Origin of the sequence: Massilia sp. LjRoot122 (assembly GCF_964252725.1) — a bacterium.
Classification (GTDB): domain Bacteria; phylum Pseudomonadota; class Gammaproteobacteria; order Burkholderiales; family Burkholderiaceae_D; genus Telluria.
In genome coordinates, this window is the sequence record NZ_CAXUPB020000001.1 from 1,725,443 (window position 1) to 1,742,837 (window position 17,395).

At 64.6% G+C, this 17,395-nt stretch carries 14 protein-coding genes; 5 read left to right on the forward strand and 9 right to left on the reverse strand.

Annotated features, from left to right (window positions below; translation table 11 throughout):
* Positions 1-1,854: a serine hydrolase gene (locus tag ACSQ25_RS07575; protein ID WP_436105093.1), complete on the reverse strand. Its 1,854-nt coding sequence runs from the start codon at positions 1,852-1,854 to the stop codon at positions 1-3.
* An 819-nt stretch (positions 1,855-2,673) separates the two neighbouring features.
* The gene (locus ACSQ25_RS07580) at positions 2,674-3,114 is read right to left on the reverse strand and encodes a hypothetical protein (RefSeq protein WP_436105094.1); all 441 of its coding nucleotides are present in this window, start codon (positions 3,112-3,114) and stop codon (positions 2,674-2,676) included.
* A gap of 282 nt (positions 3,115-3,396) precedes the next feature.
* Here ACSQ25_RS07580 and ACSQ25_RS07585 point away from each other — a divergent pair, with 282 nt between their 5' ends.
* The gene (locus ACSQ25_RS07585) at positions 3,397-4,527 is read left to right on the forward strand and encodes a PA0069 family radical SAM protein (RefSeq protein ID WP_436108038.1); all 1,131 of its coding nucleotides are present in this window, start codon (positions 3,397-3,399) and stop codon (positions 4,525-4,527) included.
* A gap of 27 nt (positions 4,528-4,554) precedes the next feature.
* On the opposite strand, the gene ACSQ25_RS07590 is transcribed toward ACSQ25_RS07585, so the two are convergent.
* The 3 genes from ACSQ25_RS07590 to ACSQ25_RS07600 are packed head-to-tail and all read right to left on the reverse strand — an operon-like array spanning position 4,555 to position 6,653.
* On the reverse strand, positions 4,555-5,028 hold the full coding sequence (locus ACSQ25_RS07590) for a YciI family protein (protein WP_436105095.1): 474 nt from the start codon (positions 5,026-5,028) through the stop codon (positions 4,555-4,557).
* 39 nt (positions 5,029-5,067) lie between these two features.
* Positions 5,068-5,685, reverse strand: coding sequence for a hypothetical protein (locus ACSQ25_RS07595; RefSeq protein ID WP_436105096.1), 618 nt, complete (start codon positions 5,683-5,685; stop codon positions 5,068-5,070).
* 29 nt (positions 5,686-5,714) lie between these two features.
* The gene (locus ACSQ25_RS07600; protein WP_436105097.1) at positions 5,715-6,653 is read right to left on the reverse strand and encodes an AraC family transcriptional regulator; all 939 of its coding nucleotides are present in this window, start codon (positions 6,651-6,653) and stop codon (positions 5,715-5,717) included.
* Positions 6,654-6,740: 87 nt separating this feature from the next.
* On the opposite strand from ACSQ25_RS07600, the gene ACSQ25_RS07605 reads away from it, so the two are divergent.
* Positions 6,741-8,147: a cytochrome P450 gene (locus tag ACSQ25_RS07605; protein ID WP_436105098.1), complete on the forward strand. Its 1,407-nt coding sequence runs from the start codon at positions 6,741-6,743 to the stop codon at positions 8,145-8,147.
* A 107-nt stretch (positions 8,148-8,254) separates the two neighbouring features.
* Here ACSQ25_RS07605 and ACSQ25_RS07610 read toward each other — a convergent pair whose 3' ends face one another.
* The 3 genes from ACSQ25_RS07610 to ACSQ25_RS07620 all read right to left on the reverse strand — a co-directional run bounded on the left by ACSQ25_RS07610 (position 8,255) and on the right by ACSQ25_RS07620 (position 14,010).
* Entirely contained in the window at positions 8,255-12,421 is a 4,167-nt protein-coding gene (locus ACSQ25_RS07610; RefSeq protein WP_436105099.1) for a CheR family methyltransferase, read from the reverse strand.
* Positions 12,422-12,510: 89 nt separating this feature from the next.
* The gene (locus ACSQ25_RS07615) at positions 12,511-13,089 is read right to left on the reverse strand and encodes a gamma-glutamylcyclotransferase (protein ID WP_436105100.1); all 579 of its coding nucleotides are present in this window, start codon (positions 13,087-13,089) and stop codon (positions 12,511-12,513) included.
* A gap of 21 nt (positions 13,090-13,110) precedes the next feature.
* Entirely contained in the window at positions 13,111-14,010 is a 900-nt protein-coding gene (locus ACSQ25_RS07620; protein ID WP_436105101.1) for a LysR family transcriptional regulator, read from the reverse strand.
* Positions 14,011-14,105: 95 nt separating this feature from the next.
* Here ACSQ25_RS07620 and ACSQ25_RS07625 point away from each other — a divergent pair, with 95 nt between their 5' ends.
* Positions 14,106-15,131 carry a fumarylacetoacetate hydrolase family protein gene (locus ACSQ25_RS07625; protein WP_436105102.1) on the forward strand — a complete coding sequence of 342 codons (1,026 nt, stop codon included), beginning with the start codon at positions 14,106-14,108 and terminating at the stop codon, positions 15,129-15,131.
* The gene (gene maiA, locus ACSQ25_RS07630; RefSeq protein WP_436105103.1) at positions 15,128-15,772 is read left to right on the forward strand and encodes a maleylacetoacetate isomerase; all 645 of its coding nucleotides are present in this window, start codon (positions 15,128-15,130) and stop codon (positions 15,770-15,772) included. Before ACSQ25_RS07625 ends, maiA begins: the two co-directional genes overlap by 4 nt.
* 148 nt (positions 15,773-15,920) lie before the next feature.
* Here the strand turns inward: maiA and ACSQ25_RS07635 are convergent, their stop codons facing one another.
* The gene (locus ACSQ25_RS07635) at positions 15,921-16,367 is read right to left on the reverse strand and encodes a CBS domain-containing protein (RefSeq protein WP_436105104.1); all 447 of its coding nucleotides are present in this window, start codon (positions 16,365-16,367) and stop codon (positions 15,921-15,923) included.
* A 154-nt stretch (positions 16,368-16,521) separates the two neighbouring features.
* On the opposite strand from ACSQ25_RS07635, the gene ACSQ25_RS07640 reads away from it, so the two are divergent.
* Positions 16,522-17,292, forward strand: coding sequence for a uracil-DNA glycosylase (locus ACSQ25_RS07640; RefSeq protein WP_436105105.1), 771 nt, complete (start codon positions 16,522-16,524; stop codon positions 17,290-17,292).
* Positions 17,293-17,395 lie beyond the last annotated feature (103 nt).

Sequence of the window (17,395 nt, forward strand, 5' to 3'; positions counted from 1 at the left end):
TCAGATTCCACTGTGTGGACCGACCTTCTTCAGGGTGAAGGCGGCATTAGAACCTGCTCGCTTCAGCTCAAAGCGATAGGTGCCCGGTGTTGTGATCGTCACCCGAATGTTGGCGCCGTGCGGTATAAGCGGAAGGGCACTGACCACTCCATTGATTGGCGTCGTGCCAGTACTTCCGAATTCGGCAGTCTGCCAGTCTTCAGACGCGAATTTGAGCTGGTAGTCCCCCGCTACAAGCGGCATTTCAACCGCGAGCGTGCCGTCCGCAGTCTTTGTCATGGGTTGCGATAGGTTCCAGCCGTTCATCGAGCCTCGCAGGAAAAGTGGCGAGGCAAATGGATCGGAGGCAACGTCAGCCGTGCGCGCGAGTTCGATCGGCGGCCCGCCTTCTAAAATTCGGAATCCCTTGACCCCGCCGTCTTGCCCATCCTGAAACTCGACGACGATGCCGCTGACTTGGGTTTTAAACTGCTTTGGTGCCAGTGCGATAAGACGCTCCGGCTCGGGACCGCCGGTCTGCGCAAATAGATGGCCGTCTCTGAGGTCTAGATAGACAGACATGCCACTCCCTGCATATCGGCCGGCCAAGCGGGTGAGCGCAGCTGGGGATAAGGATGCTTCAACGATAGGCTTGACAGCAAGGTCATTCCAACCGTAGTCGGTAGCAACGGCGCGGACGATCTCATCGGCCAGACGCTTACCCGCTCCGTTCGTCATCACGATTATGCCGCTACCTTTGTGGACATAACCTACCATCGTGGATTGGAAGCCTTCGTTGACCCCGTCATGCCCAAACCGACGGTCCGCCCCCGCCCCGAAGAGGGCCGGGCCCAAGCCCCAGTTTCCCTTCACGGACGTCAGCATTTGTGCTGTCATTGTCGGTGAAAGTATTTTGGACGGGCGGCCGTTGGCCGAGGCCTGGATGTCGAGGAGCAGTCGAGCAAGGTCAGCTGGCGTTGCCCATAACCCGGCTGGGCCTAGTTCCGGATAGATGTGGTAGCCCCCGGCAATGACTTTCCAATCAGCATGGCCAAAGGCGGCATTGCGCAAGACCTTCGGGGTGGGGGGTTGAGCAAAAGAGCTTCGACGCATTCCGAGCGGGCGCAGCACTTCCTGTTCTGCAAGCTGCTCGAATGGCAGCCCTGTCACGTCGCTCATCGCGACCTGGGCCATGACATAGCCGCCGCCCGAATATTGCCACTGTTGCGAGGCTGGCAGTACTAGCTTCACTCCTTCCGTGACTGCAGGCGCTTTGCCGTCCAGTACCTGCATGGCAGTGGGAACCGGTCTCCCAACCGCATAGCCAGGAAAGCCGTGAACGTTGAGACCGGCTGTGTGGCTGAGCAGTTCACGTAGCGTGACGGACTTTGGTGCCAGCTTCTCGTGCCGCGCCAGCTTCCACGATGTCAAATAGCTGTTAATGTCCTTGTCGAGGTCAAGCTTGCCTTGCTCAACAAGCCGCAGTGCGATTAGCGCCGTGACAACCTTGCTGATTGACGCTGCCTGGAAATCCGTTTGGGGCGTGACGGGGGCACAGGTGTTTGTGTCGCGCACCCCCCAGCCTCTGGCCCACTCAAGTTTCCCGTTGTGGATGACCGCAACGCTCACTCCAGGCACTCCATGAGCCCGCATGCGCTCTTCCAACGCGATGGGCTTGGTGTCCGCTGTGACAATCGTCGGCAGCAGGTTTTCCTCAACGAAGCGCGTGTGCGCGTTAACAGGGCCACCAAGACGCGAATTCGGGAATGCGCAATGAGGCGTAGCTTGCTGTGCAAGAGCAGCACTGGAACCTAGCAATAGGATAGGGATGATGCTATTGCGCGTGGGACAAGACAACCGCCAGCTAAAAACCATGTAAGAACCTTCCGTTGTATAGTTTCGCTCCGTAAAGAGCAGTTGTCATAGATTGGCCGCGTCGTCAACGCAGCTTAATTGTCGAACATGCATAACTGATCTAATGGACGTCGATTAGAGGTGCCCGTTGTGCCGGCAAAAAATTTGTGCCCGCTGGTCGAAACCGATCTGTCGCAGAGAATAGCTGCTCGCCGAGATAGAAAATCCACGGAATGTCACGACTGGCCGAGAACGCCTACCCTGAATCGACATGTGCACATCAGCGGACCACGTCGAGAAAATTCTCACCAGACCCGAAAAATCTTTGCGCCGGCGATCACGCCGTGACCGAATAAAACTATCAAATGGCCCGAGTTGTAGTGTCCGCTTCCGACCCGGAGCAGACCTTCAGTGCTTTACTTTTCGATTTCCTTCAGCCAGTCGTGAAACCATTGCACGGGCATCGTCACGTCATCAAACGATTTCGAACATAACTCGTCAATCGAATATGTGTTCACGAGGTAGAGGTCCCATTGCGTTTCGACATCGGTTAACACAGGTAGCAACTCTTCTATTGCTGGTTCAGCGTCGATATCCAGGTACTGACATCAAAAACGATCACACCACTCAGCGATCTGCTTGTGGCTGTACGGGCTAGCCTTTGGATTAGCACCATAGCTAAGAACACGAATCACTGAGTCACGTGTAAATAGAAGGTCGATCGGTTTAGACAGTTCCATCGGTGTTTCTCAGTCAATCAGTTGTGACGATTCTTTTGTCCGATTGCGGTCCTTCTCTAGCGTCTGCTTACGACTCGAAGCGGACGAAGCTATAACGCCCTTACCTCGGTCGAAGTGCGCGCCAATTCTGGATCATTCCCACTAAATGGACAATGCCGAGCCCGAGACAAATGACCGAACTCCAGAGCACGAATGGCGTAATTGGCCCACCTGCAGCTATCACCGCAGGTGCGAACGCGATCCCGCGGACCATGTAGATGGTAGTGATACCAACCAGCACTGTTCTGAGTAGCGGCAATCGCTGAATAGCACCTGCCCCTGCCAAAGCGTAGATGGACCACACACTTAGTATGGCTGCGATACCGGCCGTGACGAAGGCCGGATAAGAGTGACCGTTTGCGGCCGCCACAGCAAAGCGTTCACCCGCGCCGAAGAAACGATACCAGTCCGGACCGCCAACAATAATGCAAAGATGAAGGACTGCTGCGCTTGCGCTAAGCAGCGCGCCGGCGACCAGAAAAATGTTCACGTGCTTTGGCATGATGCTCCATTAGGGGTTGACTCGCTCAACTTCCGCTCCTAGCCGATTGCGGACGTTGGCGAGCGTACAGTGTACGAGTGAAGTTTTCATTAGAGCAAGTAACGTATTAATTCATCCAATGAAAATTTTATTCACCTAGTGATGACCTCATACCCTGATCACCCTAACGGGGCTACTTGAAGCCTTCCGGGCAGTGGCGTACAATACTGTATAAACATACAGTATGGAGCCGACGTGCCCGATCGCAAACCCATCCAGCGCCAGCCCGTGGACGAGCAGCCCATGCTCGGCCCGCGTCCGCTCGCGTCGCACAAGGGGCGGGGGGCGGTCTCGAACGTGCAGGGCCGGTATGAAGTCAATGGCCGCGAAGAATTCGACGACGGCTGGGAGCGTGACGAAGAGGACGCCGTCAACATCAAGACCGTGGTCACCGACGAAGTCGCCAAGAGCATCCTGACCCGCAACACTTCGCCGGACATCCCCTTCAATGTCTCGCTGAATCCCTACCGGGGCTGCGAGCACGGCTGCATCTATTGTTTCGCGCGGCCGACCCACAGCTACCTCGGCCTGTCGCCGGGGCTCGATTTCGAAAGCCGTTTATTCGCCAAGGTCAACGCGGCCGAATTGCTGCGGCGCGAACTAGCCAAGCCCGGTTACGTGCCCGAGCACATCGCCATCGGCGTCAACACCGACGCCTATCAACCCTGTGAGCGCGAACTGGGCCTGACGCGCCAGGTGCTGGAAGTGCTGCGCGAATGCCGGCATCCGGTCGGGCTGATCACCAAGTCCTCGCTGATCGAACGCGACATCGACCTGATCGCGCCCATGGCCGAGCAGCGCCAGGCCTGCGCGGCCATCACGCTGACCACGCTCGACCCGGCCATTTCACGCACCCTGGAACCGCGCGCGGCGGCGCCGGCACGCCGCCTGCGCACGATCCGTACCCTGACCGAGGCCGGCATCCCGGTGAGCGTGAGCGTGGCGCCCATCATTCCTTTCGTCACCGAGCCGGAGATCGAGCGCATCCTCGAAGCGGCGCACGATGCCGGCGCCATCGGCGCGCACTACACCGTGCTGCGCCTGCCCTGGGAAGTCAATCCGCTGTTCCAGGAATGGCTGCAAGCCCATTTCCCCGATCGGGCGCAGCGGGTGATGAATCGCATCCGTGACCTGCGCGGCGGCAAGGATTACGACAGCGAGTTCGGCAAGCGCATGCAGGGGGAGGGCGTGTGGGCCGACCTGATACGCCAGCGTTTTACCAAGGCGGTCGACCGGCTCGGGATGGGCAACATTCGCGGGCGCTTCGGCAGGCTCGATGGCTCGCAGTTCCGCAAGCCGCTGGTGGTGCCGGCTTCGGCGCCCTCGTCCGCCAAAGGAGGCGGGAAGGCGGCGGGGCAGATGGACCTGTTTTAAGACCTTGCCCCGTCCGGTGTGACGGACTTACTTCTTCTGGATCTTGTTGTGCACTTCGTTCACCATCATCAGCCCGGCCGAGGCGAAGAACTTGTGGTACTCGGCTTCCATCAGCCCGCTGATGATAACCGGGTCGGTATCGACGAGGCGCTTGGCCTCGTCGATGTCCGGCGTGGCCATCACGAAGATACCGCGGCGGCCTTCCTTGCCGTCCAGCGGGCCGGCCAGGGCCAGCTTCTTCTCGGCGGCGAGGCGGCCCATGTTGGCGAAGTGCCCCTCGAAGATTTTCGCGCGCTCGGCCTTGTCCTCGACTTTCTTCGGGCCGGTCTTCAGGATGACCAGCACGTAGCTGCGCATGCCGCGCTCGTCGGCGCCGAGCGATGTCGCGAGTGCGGCGTCATAGCCAGCGGCCGCAGGGGCCGGGGCCTGGGCGGCCGCCGGCAGCGAAGAGGCAAGCAGCAATCCGCAGCAAGCTGCCGCCATCGTTTTCATCATTCCCATCGTATTCCCTCCGTTTGGCATGCGCGTATGTCCTGGCGCTTATTGTGTAATCCTGATGGTGTCCAGGATGCTTTGTATTTCCGCCCGTGTCCCCGTTTTCTCGTCCTGCCTCGTTCCCGCGCCAATCATGAAGAAATAATCTCCGTGGGGCACAATCCAGAGTTCGGACGCGGTGGGAAAGCTGCGGCCATCGGGAAGTTCCATGGTGTAGCTGATCCGGGCGTAGGCCGATTGTATCCCTGACACCCGTACTTCGGTAGGGACCTGGACCACGACGAAATCCTTGAACGCCCTCTGGAACTGGGGCAGCACCAGCTTGATGAGTTCCGGCGCCGGGATGCCCTTCAGATTGCCGTAGGGCTTGAGGTTGATCTTGAAGCTCGGATTGACGTCGTCGAATGGCTCCTTGTACTTCGTCATTGCAAGCAGTGGTGCAGTCGCGTACTGCTTCAACATGGCATGCAGCTCCTCGTCGCGGAGCTTCATCGCCTTGATGTTCTCCATGTTCTGGGCCGCACTGATGGTGTGCCAACCGGCAGGCCTGGTGAGTGCGATGCCGGCGGTCTGGTTCTTGAACTCGCTTGGCGCATCGGCGAGGGCCGTGGCGGCAGGGGCGGCCAGTACGAGCGCCGCCAGGATGCTTGTGAAGATCTTCATCGCTGCTCCTGGTTGATAAGGGATGGCTGTCATACCCACAGCCGATAGATCCAGAACGATTCGTCCTCGATGTAGCGGTCGGCGAACTCGGTCGGCGGAAAACCGCAGACCTGGCGGGTGACGCGGCTCAGGTGGGCCTGGTCCGAAAAGCCCTCGTCCAGCGCCAGCGTGGCCCAGTCGAAGGGCTGGCCATTCTCGTAGCGGTCGCGGGCGGCGAAGAACAGGCCTTCGGTACGCGTCAGGCTTTGCCATTCGCGCAGCGAGCGCCCGCTGAAGGACTTGATGCGGCGCTCGACCTGGCGTGCGCTGTGCGTGCTGCGCCAGCCGTGTGCCTTCCAGGCCAGCCGCTGCACCCAGTGCCGCCCCATCTCGCGCAGCGAGGGCCGCTCTGACGGGCGACCCTGCACGCTGCGCCAGCGCCGCCCGAGATGGTCCTCGAGCACGCGCAGGGCGGCAGCATCGTCGCTTGCCTCCAGCAGCGCGTCGAGGAAGGGCTGCCACTCCGGCGCGAGCACCGTGTGCGCCGGCACGAAGCGGTCCTGCACCGCGGCGAGGTCGAGGCCGAACAGGGCCTGGGCCGCATCGGGCGGGAAGCAGGCCATGTAGCCACGGCCGCTCGTCGGGGACCAGGTCGCGAGCGGACGGGAGAAGCTGCCCGAGATCATCATGCGCGCGCCGAACGGGCGCCAGCCGGTATCGGCATCCACCAGGCCCATGTCGACGTCGTGGAACCAGGACAGGGTCACGATCGGCGAGGCGGGGAAGTGCGACAGCCGCTGCGCGTCGGACAGCAACAGCTGCCGGGTGTCGCGGCTGACCAGGGCCAGCAGCGCGCCCTGCAGCGCGGGCGGCGCCAGCAGCAGGCGGTCGATCGGATGCCGGCCCGCGGCGGCGGCGCGCGGCGCGCGGGCCTGCAGTGGCGGGCAGCTTGACGTGGGCAGGAGGGGTGCGGCGCTGTCGGGGACCATGGTCTTGCAGTATAGGCAAGTGCGTAGCAGCTGTCGATGTCGTTTGGGTTCAAGACGCGAGCAGCGAAGCCGGGAAAAATGCGGGGTATGACGACCCCGACCTCTCCCCAATGCCCCTTCCACGGCGGCGCCACGCCGCCGGCCAGCCATCCCGCCGGCGCGTGGCCGCCCGGCCCGCCGTCCGGCCTGACCGGCTGGGGCCTGATCGCGCACATGGCGCGTGGCCTGCCTGCGGCCCTGCGCGCCTGGCGTGCCGACTACGGCGACCTGGTGCACCTGCGCATGTGGCCCGAGCACCAGCTGGTCGTGAGCGATCCGGCGCTGGTGCGCGAGCTGCTGGTGAACCACCACGACGCGCTGCTGCGGTGGGAGCGCGGCGTGCGCATCTTCGCCCAGACCCAGGGCCACAGCGTGATGATCGCGGAAGGCGCCGCCTGGCGCGCGAAACGCCAGGCCCTGCAGCCGGAGTTCGCGCCGCGTCCGGTGAAGGCCTTCGTCGATACCATCGCCGCGGCCACCGCGCGCGCGCTCGACGGCTGGCCGGCCGCATCCGCCAGTCAGCCGATCGACAGCGCGCTGACCGCGCTCACCATGGACGTGATCATGCGCATGATGTTCTCCAGCGAGATCGGGGAAGACGCCCGCGCGGCCGAAGCGGCGGTGCACGAGGCCCTCGTGATCGGCAACGCCGAGATGTACTGGCCCGCCAGCTGGCCGGACTGGATGCCCTGGAAGCGCCGCAAGCGTGCGATGCTGGCCACCCTGAAGGGCCTGATCGCGCGCCACGTGGAAGCGCGCCTCGCCCTGCCGGTCGAGGCCTGGCCGGCCGACCTGCTGGACCGCCTGCTGCGGCTGCACCGCGCCGACCCGGCCGCCTGGCCCTTGTCCGCGGTGCGCGACGAATGCATGACCGCCTTCCTGGCCGGCCACGAGACCACCGCCGCCACGCTGGCGTGGTGGGCCTGGTGCATGGCGGCCAACCCGGAGGCGCAGGAAACCGCGCGACGCGAAGTACGGTCCGTGCTGGGAGCGAGGGCGCCGGTTGAGGCCGACCTGCCCGCGCTCGGCTACCTGGCGCAGACGCTCAATGAAACCCTGCGCCTGTATCCGTCGGCGCCGGTCCTGATGAGCCGGCGCTCGACCCGCGAGATCGTGCTGGGAGGCTGGATGGTGCCGGCGCGGACCATGTTCATGGTGCCGATCTTCCTGCTGCACGAGGATGCGCGCAGCTTTCCCGAGCCGCAGATCTTCCGGCCGGAACGCTTCGCCCCGGATGCGCCGCCGATCCCGCGCGGCGCCTTCCTGCCTTTCGGGGCCGGGCCGCGCGTCTGCCTCGGCCAGCACCTGGCGCTGGCCGAGCTGACCGTGATCGCCGCCATGATCCTGCAGCACTACACAATGTCGGTGCCGGAAGGGCAGGGGGCGCCGGAGGCGGTGCAGAACATTTCGCTGCGGCCGCGCGCGCCGCTCTGCCTGAAGCTGGCGCGGTGCTGATTCGTAGGGTGGCCGGCTACGCCGGCCGCGCGTTCAGCTAATCGTGGAATAGCCGCGCTGGCGGCATTACCGAAGTTTGAACGCGCGGGCGGGAAGACCCGCCCACCCTACGAAACCGCTTGATCCGCTGGCCCGTTTTCACGGCGCGGCAGCAGGTCGCGCACGATGGCGTTCAGGCGTTCCACCGACACCGGCTTGCCCAGGTGGGCCACATAGCCCGCATCGCGCGCCCTGGCGATGTCGCTGTCGCGCCGCATGCTGGTGATGGCGATCGCGGGCAGCTGCGCATACTTCGGCATCGCATGCACCATGCGCAGGAATTCGTAGCCGTCGACGTCGGGCATCGAGATGTCCGAGATCAAGAGGTCCACGTCTTCGCGCGCCAGGATCTCCAGGCCGGCCTGGGCGCTGCCGGCGGCGAACACGCGGGCGCCGCTCAGCTCCAGCAGGGACTGGAAGGACTGCAGCATGTCTTCCATGTCGTCCACCAGCAGGATGCGCAGGTCGGACAGGTTGTCGTCCGCGTCGTCCTCGGCGCCGGGCAGCGGGACCGTCCGGTCGAGCACCGGCAGCCAGAAGCTGAAGCGCGCGCCCTTGCCGATGCCCTCGGAGGCCGCTTCGACCCGGCCGCCGTGCAGGGCGACGATCTCGCGCACCAGCGCCAGGCCGATCCCCAGGCCGCCTTTCGCGCGGGTGGTCACCGACGCGCTCTGGCCGTACATGTCGAACACGTGCGGCAGGAAGGCCGGAGCGATGCCCTGGCCGCTGTCGACCACGTCGACCCGGGCGTAGCCTTCCTCGCGCGCGGTGCGCAGCTCGATGCGGCCGCCGGCGGGGGTGAACTTGATCGCGTTGCTCAGCAGGTTCATCACCACCTGCTCGATCCGGACCAGGTCGGCCAGCACGGCCACGCCCGCGGTGTCGCCGCTGAATCCGATGGCGATGTCGCGTGCCGCGGGGTCGGCGCGGGTGACGTCGACGATGCCCTGCAGGACGGCGTCGAGTACCACCGGCGACATGGTCAGCGACAGCTTGCCGGTGCGGACCCGCGAGATGTCCATCAGGTCGTCGATGATCTTGGCCTGGGACATGACCGAACCGCGGATGATCGCCGCGGCGCGCATGAAGTTGGCCGACTGGCGCAGCTCGGGCATGCGCGACAGCAGTTCCACGTTAATGTGGATCATGTTCAGCGGATGGCGCAGCTCGTGCGCCATCACCGACAGGAACTCGTCCTTGAGCGCCGCGGCCTGGACGGCGGTGTCGCGGTCGGCCACTTCGCGCGCCAGGGTGCGCTGGCGCTCGCGCTCCTGCTGGGCGCGTCCGGTGACGTCGCGCGCGATCTTGGCGTAGCCGTAGAAATCGCCATTGTGCAGCGGCGTGGTGACGCCGCTGCAGAAGAAGCGGCTGCCGTCCTTGCGCACGTGCCAGCGCTCGTCCTCGGCGCGGCCGTCTTCGCGTGCGCGGCGCAGTTCTTCCGCCGGCACGCCGGCGGCGATGTCCTCGGGAGTGAACAGGTGCTCCATGGTGTGGCCGTGCATCTCGTCGGCGCTGTAGCCGAACACGGTTTCCGCGCCCTTGTTCCAGCTGGTGGTGCGGCCCTCGTGGTCGAGCGTGATGATGGCGTAGTCGTTGGCGCTCTCGGCCACCATCTGCATGCGCGCCTCGCTGGCGCGCGCCTGCTCCTCGGCATGGCGGCGCAGCGTGATGTCGAAGAAGGTCATCACCGCGCCTTCGATCCGGTCCTCGTTGGTGCGGTAGGGCAGCAGGCGCACGATGTAGTAGCGGCCGTCGTTGCTGCGCACCTCGCGCTCGACCAGGCGCAGGGTGTCGAAGGTGGCGCTGACGTCCTCGGCCAGCTGGTCGTAGTCGAGCTTGTGCGTGAGGTCGAGCAGCGAGCGGCCGACGTCGGAGGCGATGATCGAGAACAGGTCGGCGGCGCGCGGCGTGAAGCGCTTGATGCGCAGGCCGCTGTCCACGAAGATGGTCGCGATGTCGGTCGAGGCGATCAGGTTGTTCAGGTCGTCGTTGGCCTTGCCGGTTTCCTCGACCTTGACCTTGAGCTCGTAGTTGACGGTGACGAGTTCCTCGTTCACCGACTGCAGCTCTTCCTTGCTGGTTTCGAGTTCCTCGGTGGCCGAACGCAGCTCCTCGTTGATGGCCTGCAGTTCCTCGTTCGAGGCGCGCAGCTCCTCGGTCGAGATCTCGGCGTTCTCGATGGTCTCCTGCAGCTGCTCGCGCTTGCGCTGCAGCTCGGCCTCCAGCTGGCCGAGCACCACGTCATGGGTACCGTCGGAGCGCAGCGCGGGTGCCCGGTCGGGTGCCTGCTCAGCGCGATTGAACAGCACCAGCAGGAAATCGCTTTCCGACTCGTCGTCGCGGAAAGGGCGCACCGACATCGCGACCGTCCCCAGTTCGCGGTGCTCGGTGAGCTCGACCGGCCGGCAGTCGATGGTCGTGTCGGCCTGGATCGCCTGGTAGATCGCCGAACGCAGTTCCAGGCGCAGTTCGGGCAGGACCAGGGCCAGCAGGTTGCGCGAAGGTTCGCCGCCGGCCATGCGCAGGAAGACGCCGGCCTGCTCGGACATGTGCACCAGGTTGCCTTCGCGGTCGATCACCGTCGAGGGCGGCGCCACCTGCGCCAGCGCGCGCTGGTGCAGCTCGGCATAGGTGGTCTGGCGCTTGCCCGGCGGCTTGGGCCGGATGACCTCGGGCAGGCGCGGGCCCAGCATGGCCGAGGAGGCGCTCTGGGCGTGCAGCAGGCGGCCGCCGCCGCGGGCGCGGTAGATGCGGTTCTTCTTGTCGACCGTGATGAAATAGTCCGACACCGACTCGGCCGACTCGGAGCTGCCCAGGAACAGGTAGCCGCCCGGCTTGAGCGCGAAGTGGAAGGTCTGCAGAACGCGCATCTGCACGTCGCGGTTCAGGTAGATCAGCAGGTTGCGGCACGAAATCATGTCGAGCCGCGAGAACGGCGGGTCGCGCAGCAGGTTGTGCGAGGCGAACAGGATGCGGTCGCGCAGCGACTTGCGGGTGCGGTAGTGGTCGTCTTCCTTGTTGAAGTACTGGCGCAGGCGGGTCGGGGCGACGTCGGTGATGATCGAGGCCGGGTAGGTGCCGGAGCGCGCCTTGTCGATCGCGTTGTCGTCGAGGTCCGAGGCGAACACCTGGAAGCTCGGCGGATGCTCCATCAGGGCGGCCTGGTCGGCCATCAGCATCGCCAGCGAATAGGCTTCCTCGCCGGTGGCGCAGGCCGCGACCCAGGCGCGCACCTCGTCGCCAGGTACGCGGTCCTTGAACAGTTCCGGGATGATGTCGCGCTCGAGCGCCTCGAAGGCCTCGCGGTCGCGGAAGAAGTTGGTAACGCCGATCAGCATGTCGTCGAGCAGCGACTTGTATTCGTGCTCGTCGGCTTCCAGCACACCGTGGTACTCGGGCAGGGTGTGCACCTGGCGCACCTGCATGCGGCGCTCGATGCGGCGCAGCACCGTGGCGCGCTTGTAGTGGCGGAAGTCGTGGCCGGTGCGGCCCAGCAGCTCGCCGATGATGTCCTGCAGCGCCGCCTCGGCGTTCGCGATGTCGGCCGGCGAGGGCGGCGGCTCGGCGAAGATTTCCTTGTCGGCCGAATGGGGCAGCTGGATGGTCTTGGCGTTGTTCCACAGGTCGATCAGCTTCTGCGCCATGTCGACCACCGGCAGCACGAAATCGATCGCGCCGGTGCGGATCGCGGCCTGCGGCATGCCCTCGTGCTCGGCGTCGCCCGGCGACTGCGCGAGCGTGACGCCGCCCTGTTCCTTGACGCGGGCGATGCCCACCGCGCCGTCCGAGCCGGTGCCCGACAGCACGATGGCGATGGCACGCTCACGGTGCACCTGGGCCAGCGTACGGAAAAACAGGTCGATCGCCACGTGCTGGCCGCGCGGACGTTCGAGTTCGTCGACCAGCAGCAGCCCGTCCATCATGGTCAGGTGCAGGTTGGGTGCGATGACATAGATGTGGCCGGGCTCGATCTGCACCTTGCTGCTGACCTGGATCACCGGCATGCGGGTGGCGCGCTGGAGGATCTCCGCGGCCGAACTCGGGTGCTTGGGCGACAGGTGCAGGATGACCACGAAGGCCATCTCGCTCACGGCCGGCATGTTTTCGAACAGGTGCATCAGGGCGGGCAGGCCGCCGGCGGACGCACCGATGCCGACTACCGGGAAGTTCAGTCCACTCTGGACGACATCGGGAGGCGTGGGCAGTGATTCGGCAGCGGAAGACGAGTCGGACATCGTTCTACGTAAAGGTGGAGGTGAACTACGAGTTTAGTCCATCCGACCGCGTTAAGTTGAAAAGTGAAAAATTAATCTATTTCCCACGGTCACGGTGAAGCTTGCCCGATGAGCTCGGCTAGGTGGCGCTCGATCGCATGCACATGCTCGTCATGCTTGCCGAGTTCGCGCAGGGCGCGGGCCAGCGCCAGCAGGTATTCGCTGTTCGGGCCGCTCGGACCCTGCGCCGTGGCGATCTGGCGGGCAATGTCGCGCTCGCTGGCCGGGCCGAGGAAGGCCGCATTCTCGTGGGTGGCGATGTAGACGATGCCCTCGGCGGCGCTGCCGTCCTCGAAGGCGATCTCGGTGGCCAGGCGCAGGTAACCGTTTTTCTCGCGGTGGTCGAGGTGGGCGAATTCTTCCGGTGTGACCAGGTAGGCCATGCCGTGGCAGGTGGCGCCTTCATCGGGCACCAGGGTCACGACCCGGCCCGGGGCGTGCTCGGTGCCGCGGTGGTCGTGCGAACCCTGCCAGAAGCGGCGGCTCCAGCCCTGGATGCTGGCGGGGCGGCGTTCGATGAAGGGGAAGTCGGCCTTGAAGATCAGGGAGCCGTAGCCGAACAGCCAGACGCTGGCGTGGCTGTCGAAACGGTCCATCAGGCGGTTGATTTCGATGGTGTTGAGGGACATCCACGGATTGTAGCGTGGCCGCTAATCCTTCGCCTTGGCGACGAACTCTTGCAGGAAACCGATGAAGCTTTCCGCCGCCGGCGACAGCGAGCGTCCCGGGCGCGTATAGATGAAGAAACGGCGGCTCAGGACCGGCGCTTCCAGCGGGCGCATCACCAGGCCGTACAGCGCGGCCAGCGGCGCCGCGTAGGGCATGCACACCGTCACCCCGAGCCCGGCGGCGGCCATGGCCAGGGCCGTGGTCATGAAGGTGACTTCGTTGGCCGGCTTCACCGGGACTTCACGCAGGGAGGCGTGGACGTCGTCGAGCAGGCGCTCGGTGAACTGGCCCTGCAGCGAGATCAGCGGATAGCGCGCGACGTCCTTCCAGCTGATGCGCTCCTGTCCTTCCAGCTCATGTCCCTTGGGGAAGACCAGCGCGAAGGGCATCTCGAACAGCAGCTGCGCATCGAGCGGCGGGGCCGGTTCGCGTTCCGGGCCGATGCCGAAGTCGGCCTCGCCCGACAGGACCCGCGCGATCACGCTTTCCACCGCCGTGTCGCCCAGCCGCACCTCGATGTCGGGGTGGAGCGCGCGATAGGCGGCGATCGCCTGCGGCATCAGGGTGCAGGACAGCAGCTGGGGCGCGGCGATGCGCACGATGCCCTTTTTCAGCTGCGTATGATCGGCGACGTTGGCCAGGGCGCCGTCGAGGTCGTCGATCATCTGGCTGAACAAGGGGTAGAGCTCGCGCCCGATGTCGGTGAGCAGGGCGCGGCGGGTGCTGCGGTCGACGACCTTGGCGCCCAGGGTCTGCTCGAGCTCCTTGATCAAACCCGAGAGCGCGGATTGCGTCACGTGCATGCTTTGGGCGGCGAGCGTAAAGTTACCCGTCTTGGCCAGGGCCACGAACGCGCGCATCTGGCGTAAAGTCGGATTCATAAGCTAATCTAATAAATCGGGTGAAAAATACTGTTTGAATGATAGTACGATTTGTTCTTTAATGGCGAAGAGTCATTATTTGCAAAGGGAATCCCATGAAACTCGCCACCCTCAAGACCGGCGGCCGCGACGGCACGCTGGTCGTCGTCAGCCGCGACCTGGTCACCTGCCAGGCCGTCCCCAAGATTGCCCGCACCCTGCAGTGCGCACTGGACCACTGGGAAGAAGTCGCGCCGCAGCTGAAGAAGGTGTACGAGCGCCTGAACCTGGGGACCGCCGACAAGGCCGAGTCCTTCATCGAGGAAGAATGCCACTCGCCGCTGCCGCGCGCTTACCAGTGGTGCGACGGTTCGGCCTACATCAACCACGTCGAGCTGGTGCGCAAGGCGCGCAATGCCGAGGTGCCGGAATCCTTTTATTCCGATCCGCTGATGTACCAGGGCGGTTCCGATTCCTTCGTCGGTCCCTGCGACCCGATCGCGGTGCTGTCGGAAGAGTGGGGCGTGGACCTGGAAGCCGAGGTGGCGGTGGTGACCGGCGACGTGCCGATGGGCGCCTCGGTGGAAGAGGCGGCCGCGGCGATCCGCCTGGTGATGCTGGTCAACGACGTCTCGCTGCGCAACCTGATCCCGAACGAGCTGGCCAAGGGCTTCGGTTTCTACCAGTCCAAGCCGGCCAGCGCCTTCTCGCCGGTGGCGGTGACGCCGGATGAGCTGGGCGAGGCCTGGGTGGATTCGAAGCTGCACCTGCCGCTGCTGGTGACCCTCAACGACCAGCCCTTCGGCCGTCCCAACGCGGGCGAGGACATGACCTTCAGCTTCGCCCAGCTGGTGGCGCATGCGGCCAAGACGCGCGAACTGGGCGCGGGCAGCATCATCGGCTCGGGCACGGTATCGAACAAGCAGGGCAGCCTGCATGGCTCGAGCATCGCCAACGGCGGCGTCGGCTACTGCTGCCTGGCCGAGGTGCGCATGTACGAGACGATTGAACAGGGCAAGCCGGCGACGCCCTACCTGGCGTATGGTGACACCGTGCGCATCGAAATGGTCGACCAGGACGGCGCCAGCATCTTCGGCGCGATCGACCAGGAGGTCGCACGCTATCACAGGAGGCAGGCATGAAGCTCTATACCTATTTCCGCAGCTCGGCCGCGTACCGGGTGCGCATCGCCCTGAACCTGAAAGGGCTGGACTACGAGGCGGTGCCGGTGCACCTGCTGCGCGACGGCGGCCAGCACCTGCTGGACCCCTATCTGGAGGTCAACCCGAGCGGCCTGGTGCCGGCCCTGGAAGACGATGCCATCGTCCTGAGCCAGTCGATGGCGATCATCGAGTACCTGGAAGAGGTGCATACGATGGTGCCGCTGTTGCCCAGGGATGCGGTCGGCCGGGCGCGGGTGCGCGAGCTGGCGCAGATCATCGCCTGCGACATCCACCCGATCTGCAACCTGCGCGTGCTGAAGTACCTGGTGAAGCACCTGGGGCAGCCGGAAGAAGCGAAGACCGACTGGTACCGCCACTGGGTCATCGAAGGCATGCGCTCGCTCGAAGCCCACCTGGCGCGCAACCCGGGCACCGGCAGCTTCTGCCACGGCGACACGCCGACCATCGCCGACTGCTTCCTGGTGCCGCAGGTCTTCAATGCGAAGCGCTTCGATATCGACGTGACGGCGTATCCGACCATCGCGCGGATCAATGATTTGTGTGTGGATTTGCCGGCGTTTAAGGCGGCGCATCCGAGTCATCAGCCGGACGCGGAGTGAGCTGAACGGCGAAAGTCAAATTAGGCGGAACAATGCCAGTGGCATTGTTCCGGCCTGCGCCGGAACGACGTGCTTAGTATGTTGGCCTGAAGACCGTCATCCCGGCGCAGGCCGGGATCCAATTTTCGCGCCGCAGCCACTAACTCAATTAATGCCGCGTCTCCGTCCGATCCGGCTCCGACGGCGACGAAATCTCGTCCAGTGCCTGGTCTGCCGACCCGTGCGACTTGGTCGCGATATCCCCCAGCGACACGATACCCACCAGCTGCTTCGACTGCTCGTCGATCACCGGCACCCGGCGGATCTGCACGTCGCCCATCTTGTCCAGCACTTCGCCGACATCCTGGTTGCTGTAGCAGGTGCGCACATCGGTGCTCATCACGTCGCCGACGAAGCACTGGTCCGGCGATTGCCCGGCGGCCACCGAGCGCACGGTGATGTCGCGGTCGGTGATCATGCCCACCAGGCGCTCGCCGTCGCAGACGGGGATCGCGCCGACGTTGAGGTCATCCATCATCTGGGCCGCGCGCTGCACGGTTTCCTTCGGCGAGATCGTTTGCACGTCGGACGTCATCACTTCACGGATCGTTTGCATGGTTCCTCCTGCTTGGTTGGTCGAAAGCCCCGATCGGGTGGATCGGGTTGCAGGAAAATCATGCCTTGAATCCGCAAAAGCGGACGCTAGATTGACGGTAGGAATGCAGTCTGGCTGCGCTACAATTCCGCCTCCCCACGAATGCCACTTTGCCATGTCCAAGCATCCGATTCCAGCCCCCCTCATCGCCGCCCTCGACCGTGCCGACGCCTCCTGGCGCCCGGTCCTCGAAGCCGGACTGCAGGCGGTCGCCGCGGCCGATCCCGCCTACCTGCCGGCGCTGGCCGTCGACGACTACCTGCCCACCGAGGGCCGCATCTTCGCCGCCTTCTCCCAGCCGCTGGACAAGGTGAAGCACGTGCTGGTGGGGGAGGGGCCGTACCCGCGCGCCGAGAGCGCGACCGGGGTCTGCTTCATGGACGGGGCGGTGGGCGCCCTGTGGTCGGAGACCGGGCTGTCGAAGCCGGTCAACCGGGCGACCTCGCTGCGCAATTTCATGAAGATGCTGCTGGTGGCGGATGGACAGCTGCAGGCGGAAGACACCGGCGGCAGCGCCTTGGTGCCGGTTGCCCAGCGAGCCCGCAGCAAGGGCTCGATCCAGACCCTGGCCCAGCTGCAGGACAATCTGCTCGGCCACGGCTTTTTGCTGCTGAATGCGGCGCTGGTGTTTCGCAAGCACGTGCCACCCTCCATCGACGCCCGTGCGTGGCTGCCTTTCCTGCAGACGGTGCTGGCTGCACTGGCGAGCCAGCCCCAGCCGCCGACACTGGTGCTGTGGGGAAAGATTGCTGAGCAGTTAAAGAAATTGCCGGAGGCGGGGCGGCTGCCGCAGATTCATGCCGAGCATCCGTATAACCTGTCATTCATCCAGCACAGGGGGATGCAGGAGCTGTTCGGGCCAATGGAATTGTTGCGACTGCGATAAGGCGCTGGCACCCCGCGGTTTTTGGGGGGCTCCAAGACAAGCCAGTCAGGATTTGCTATACTTGACTAAATCGATCAACTAATCGGGTTATCCAGACAGCGGC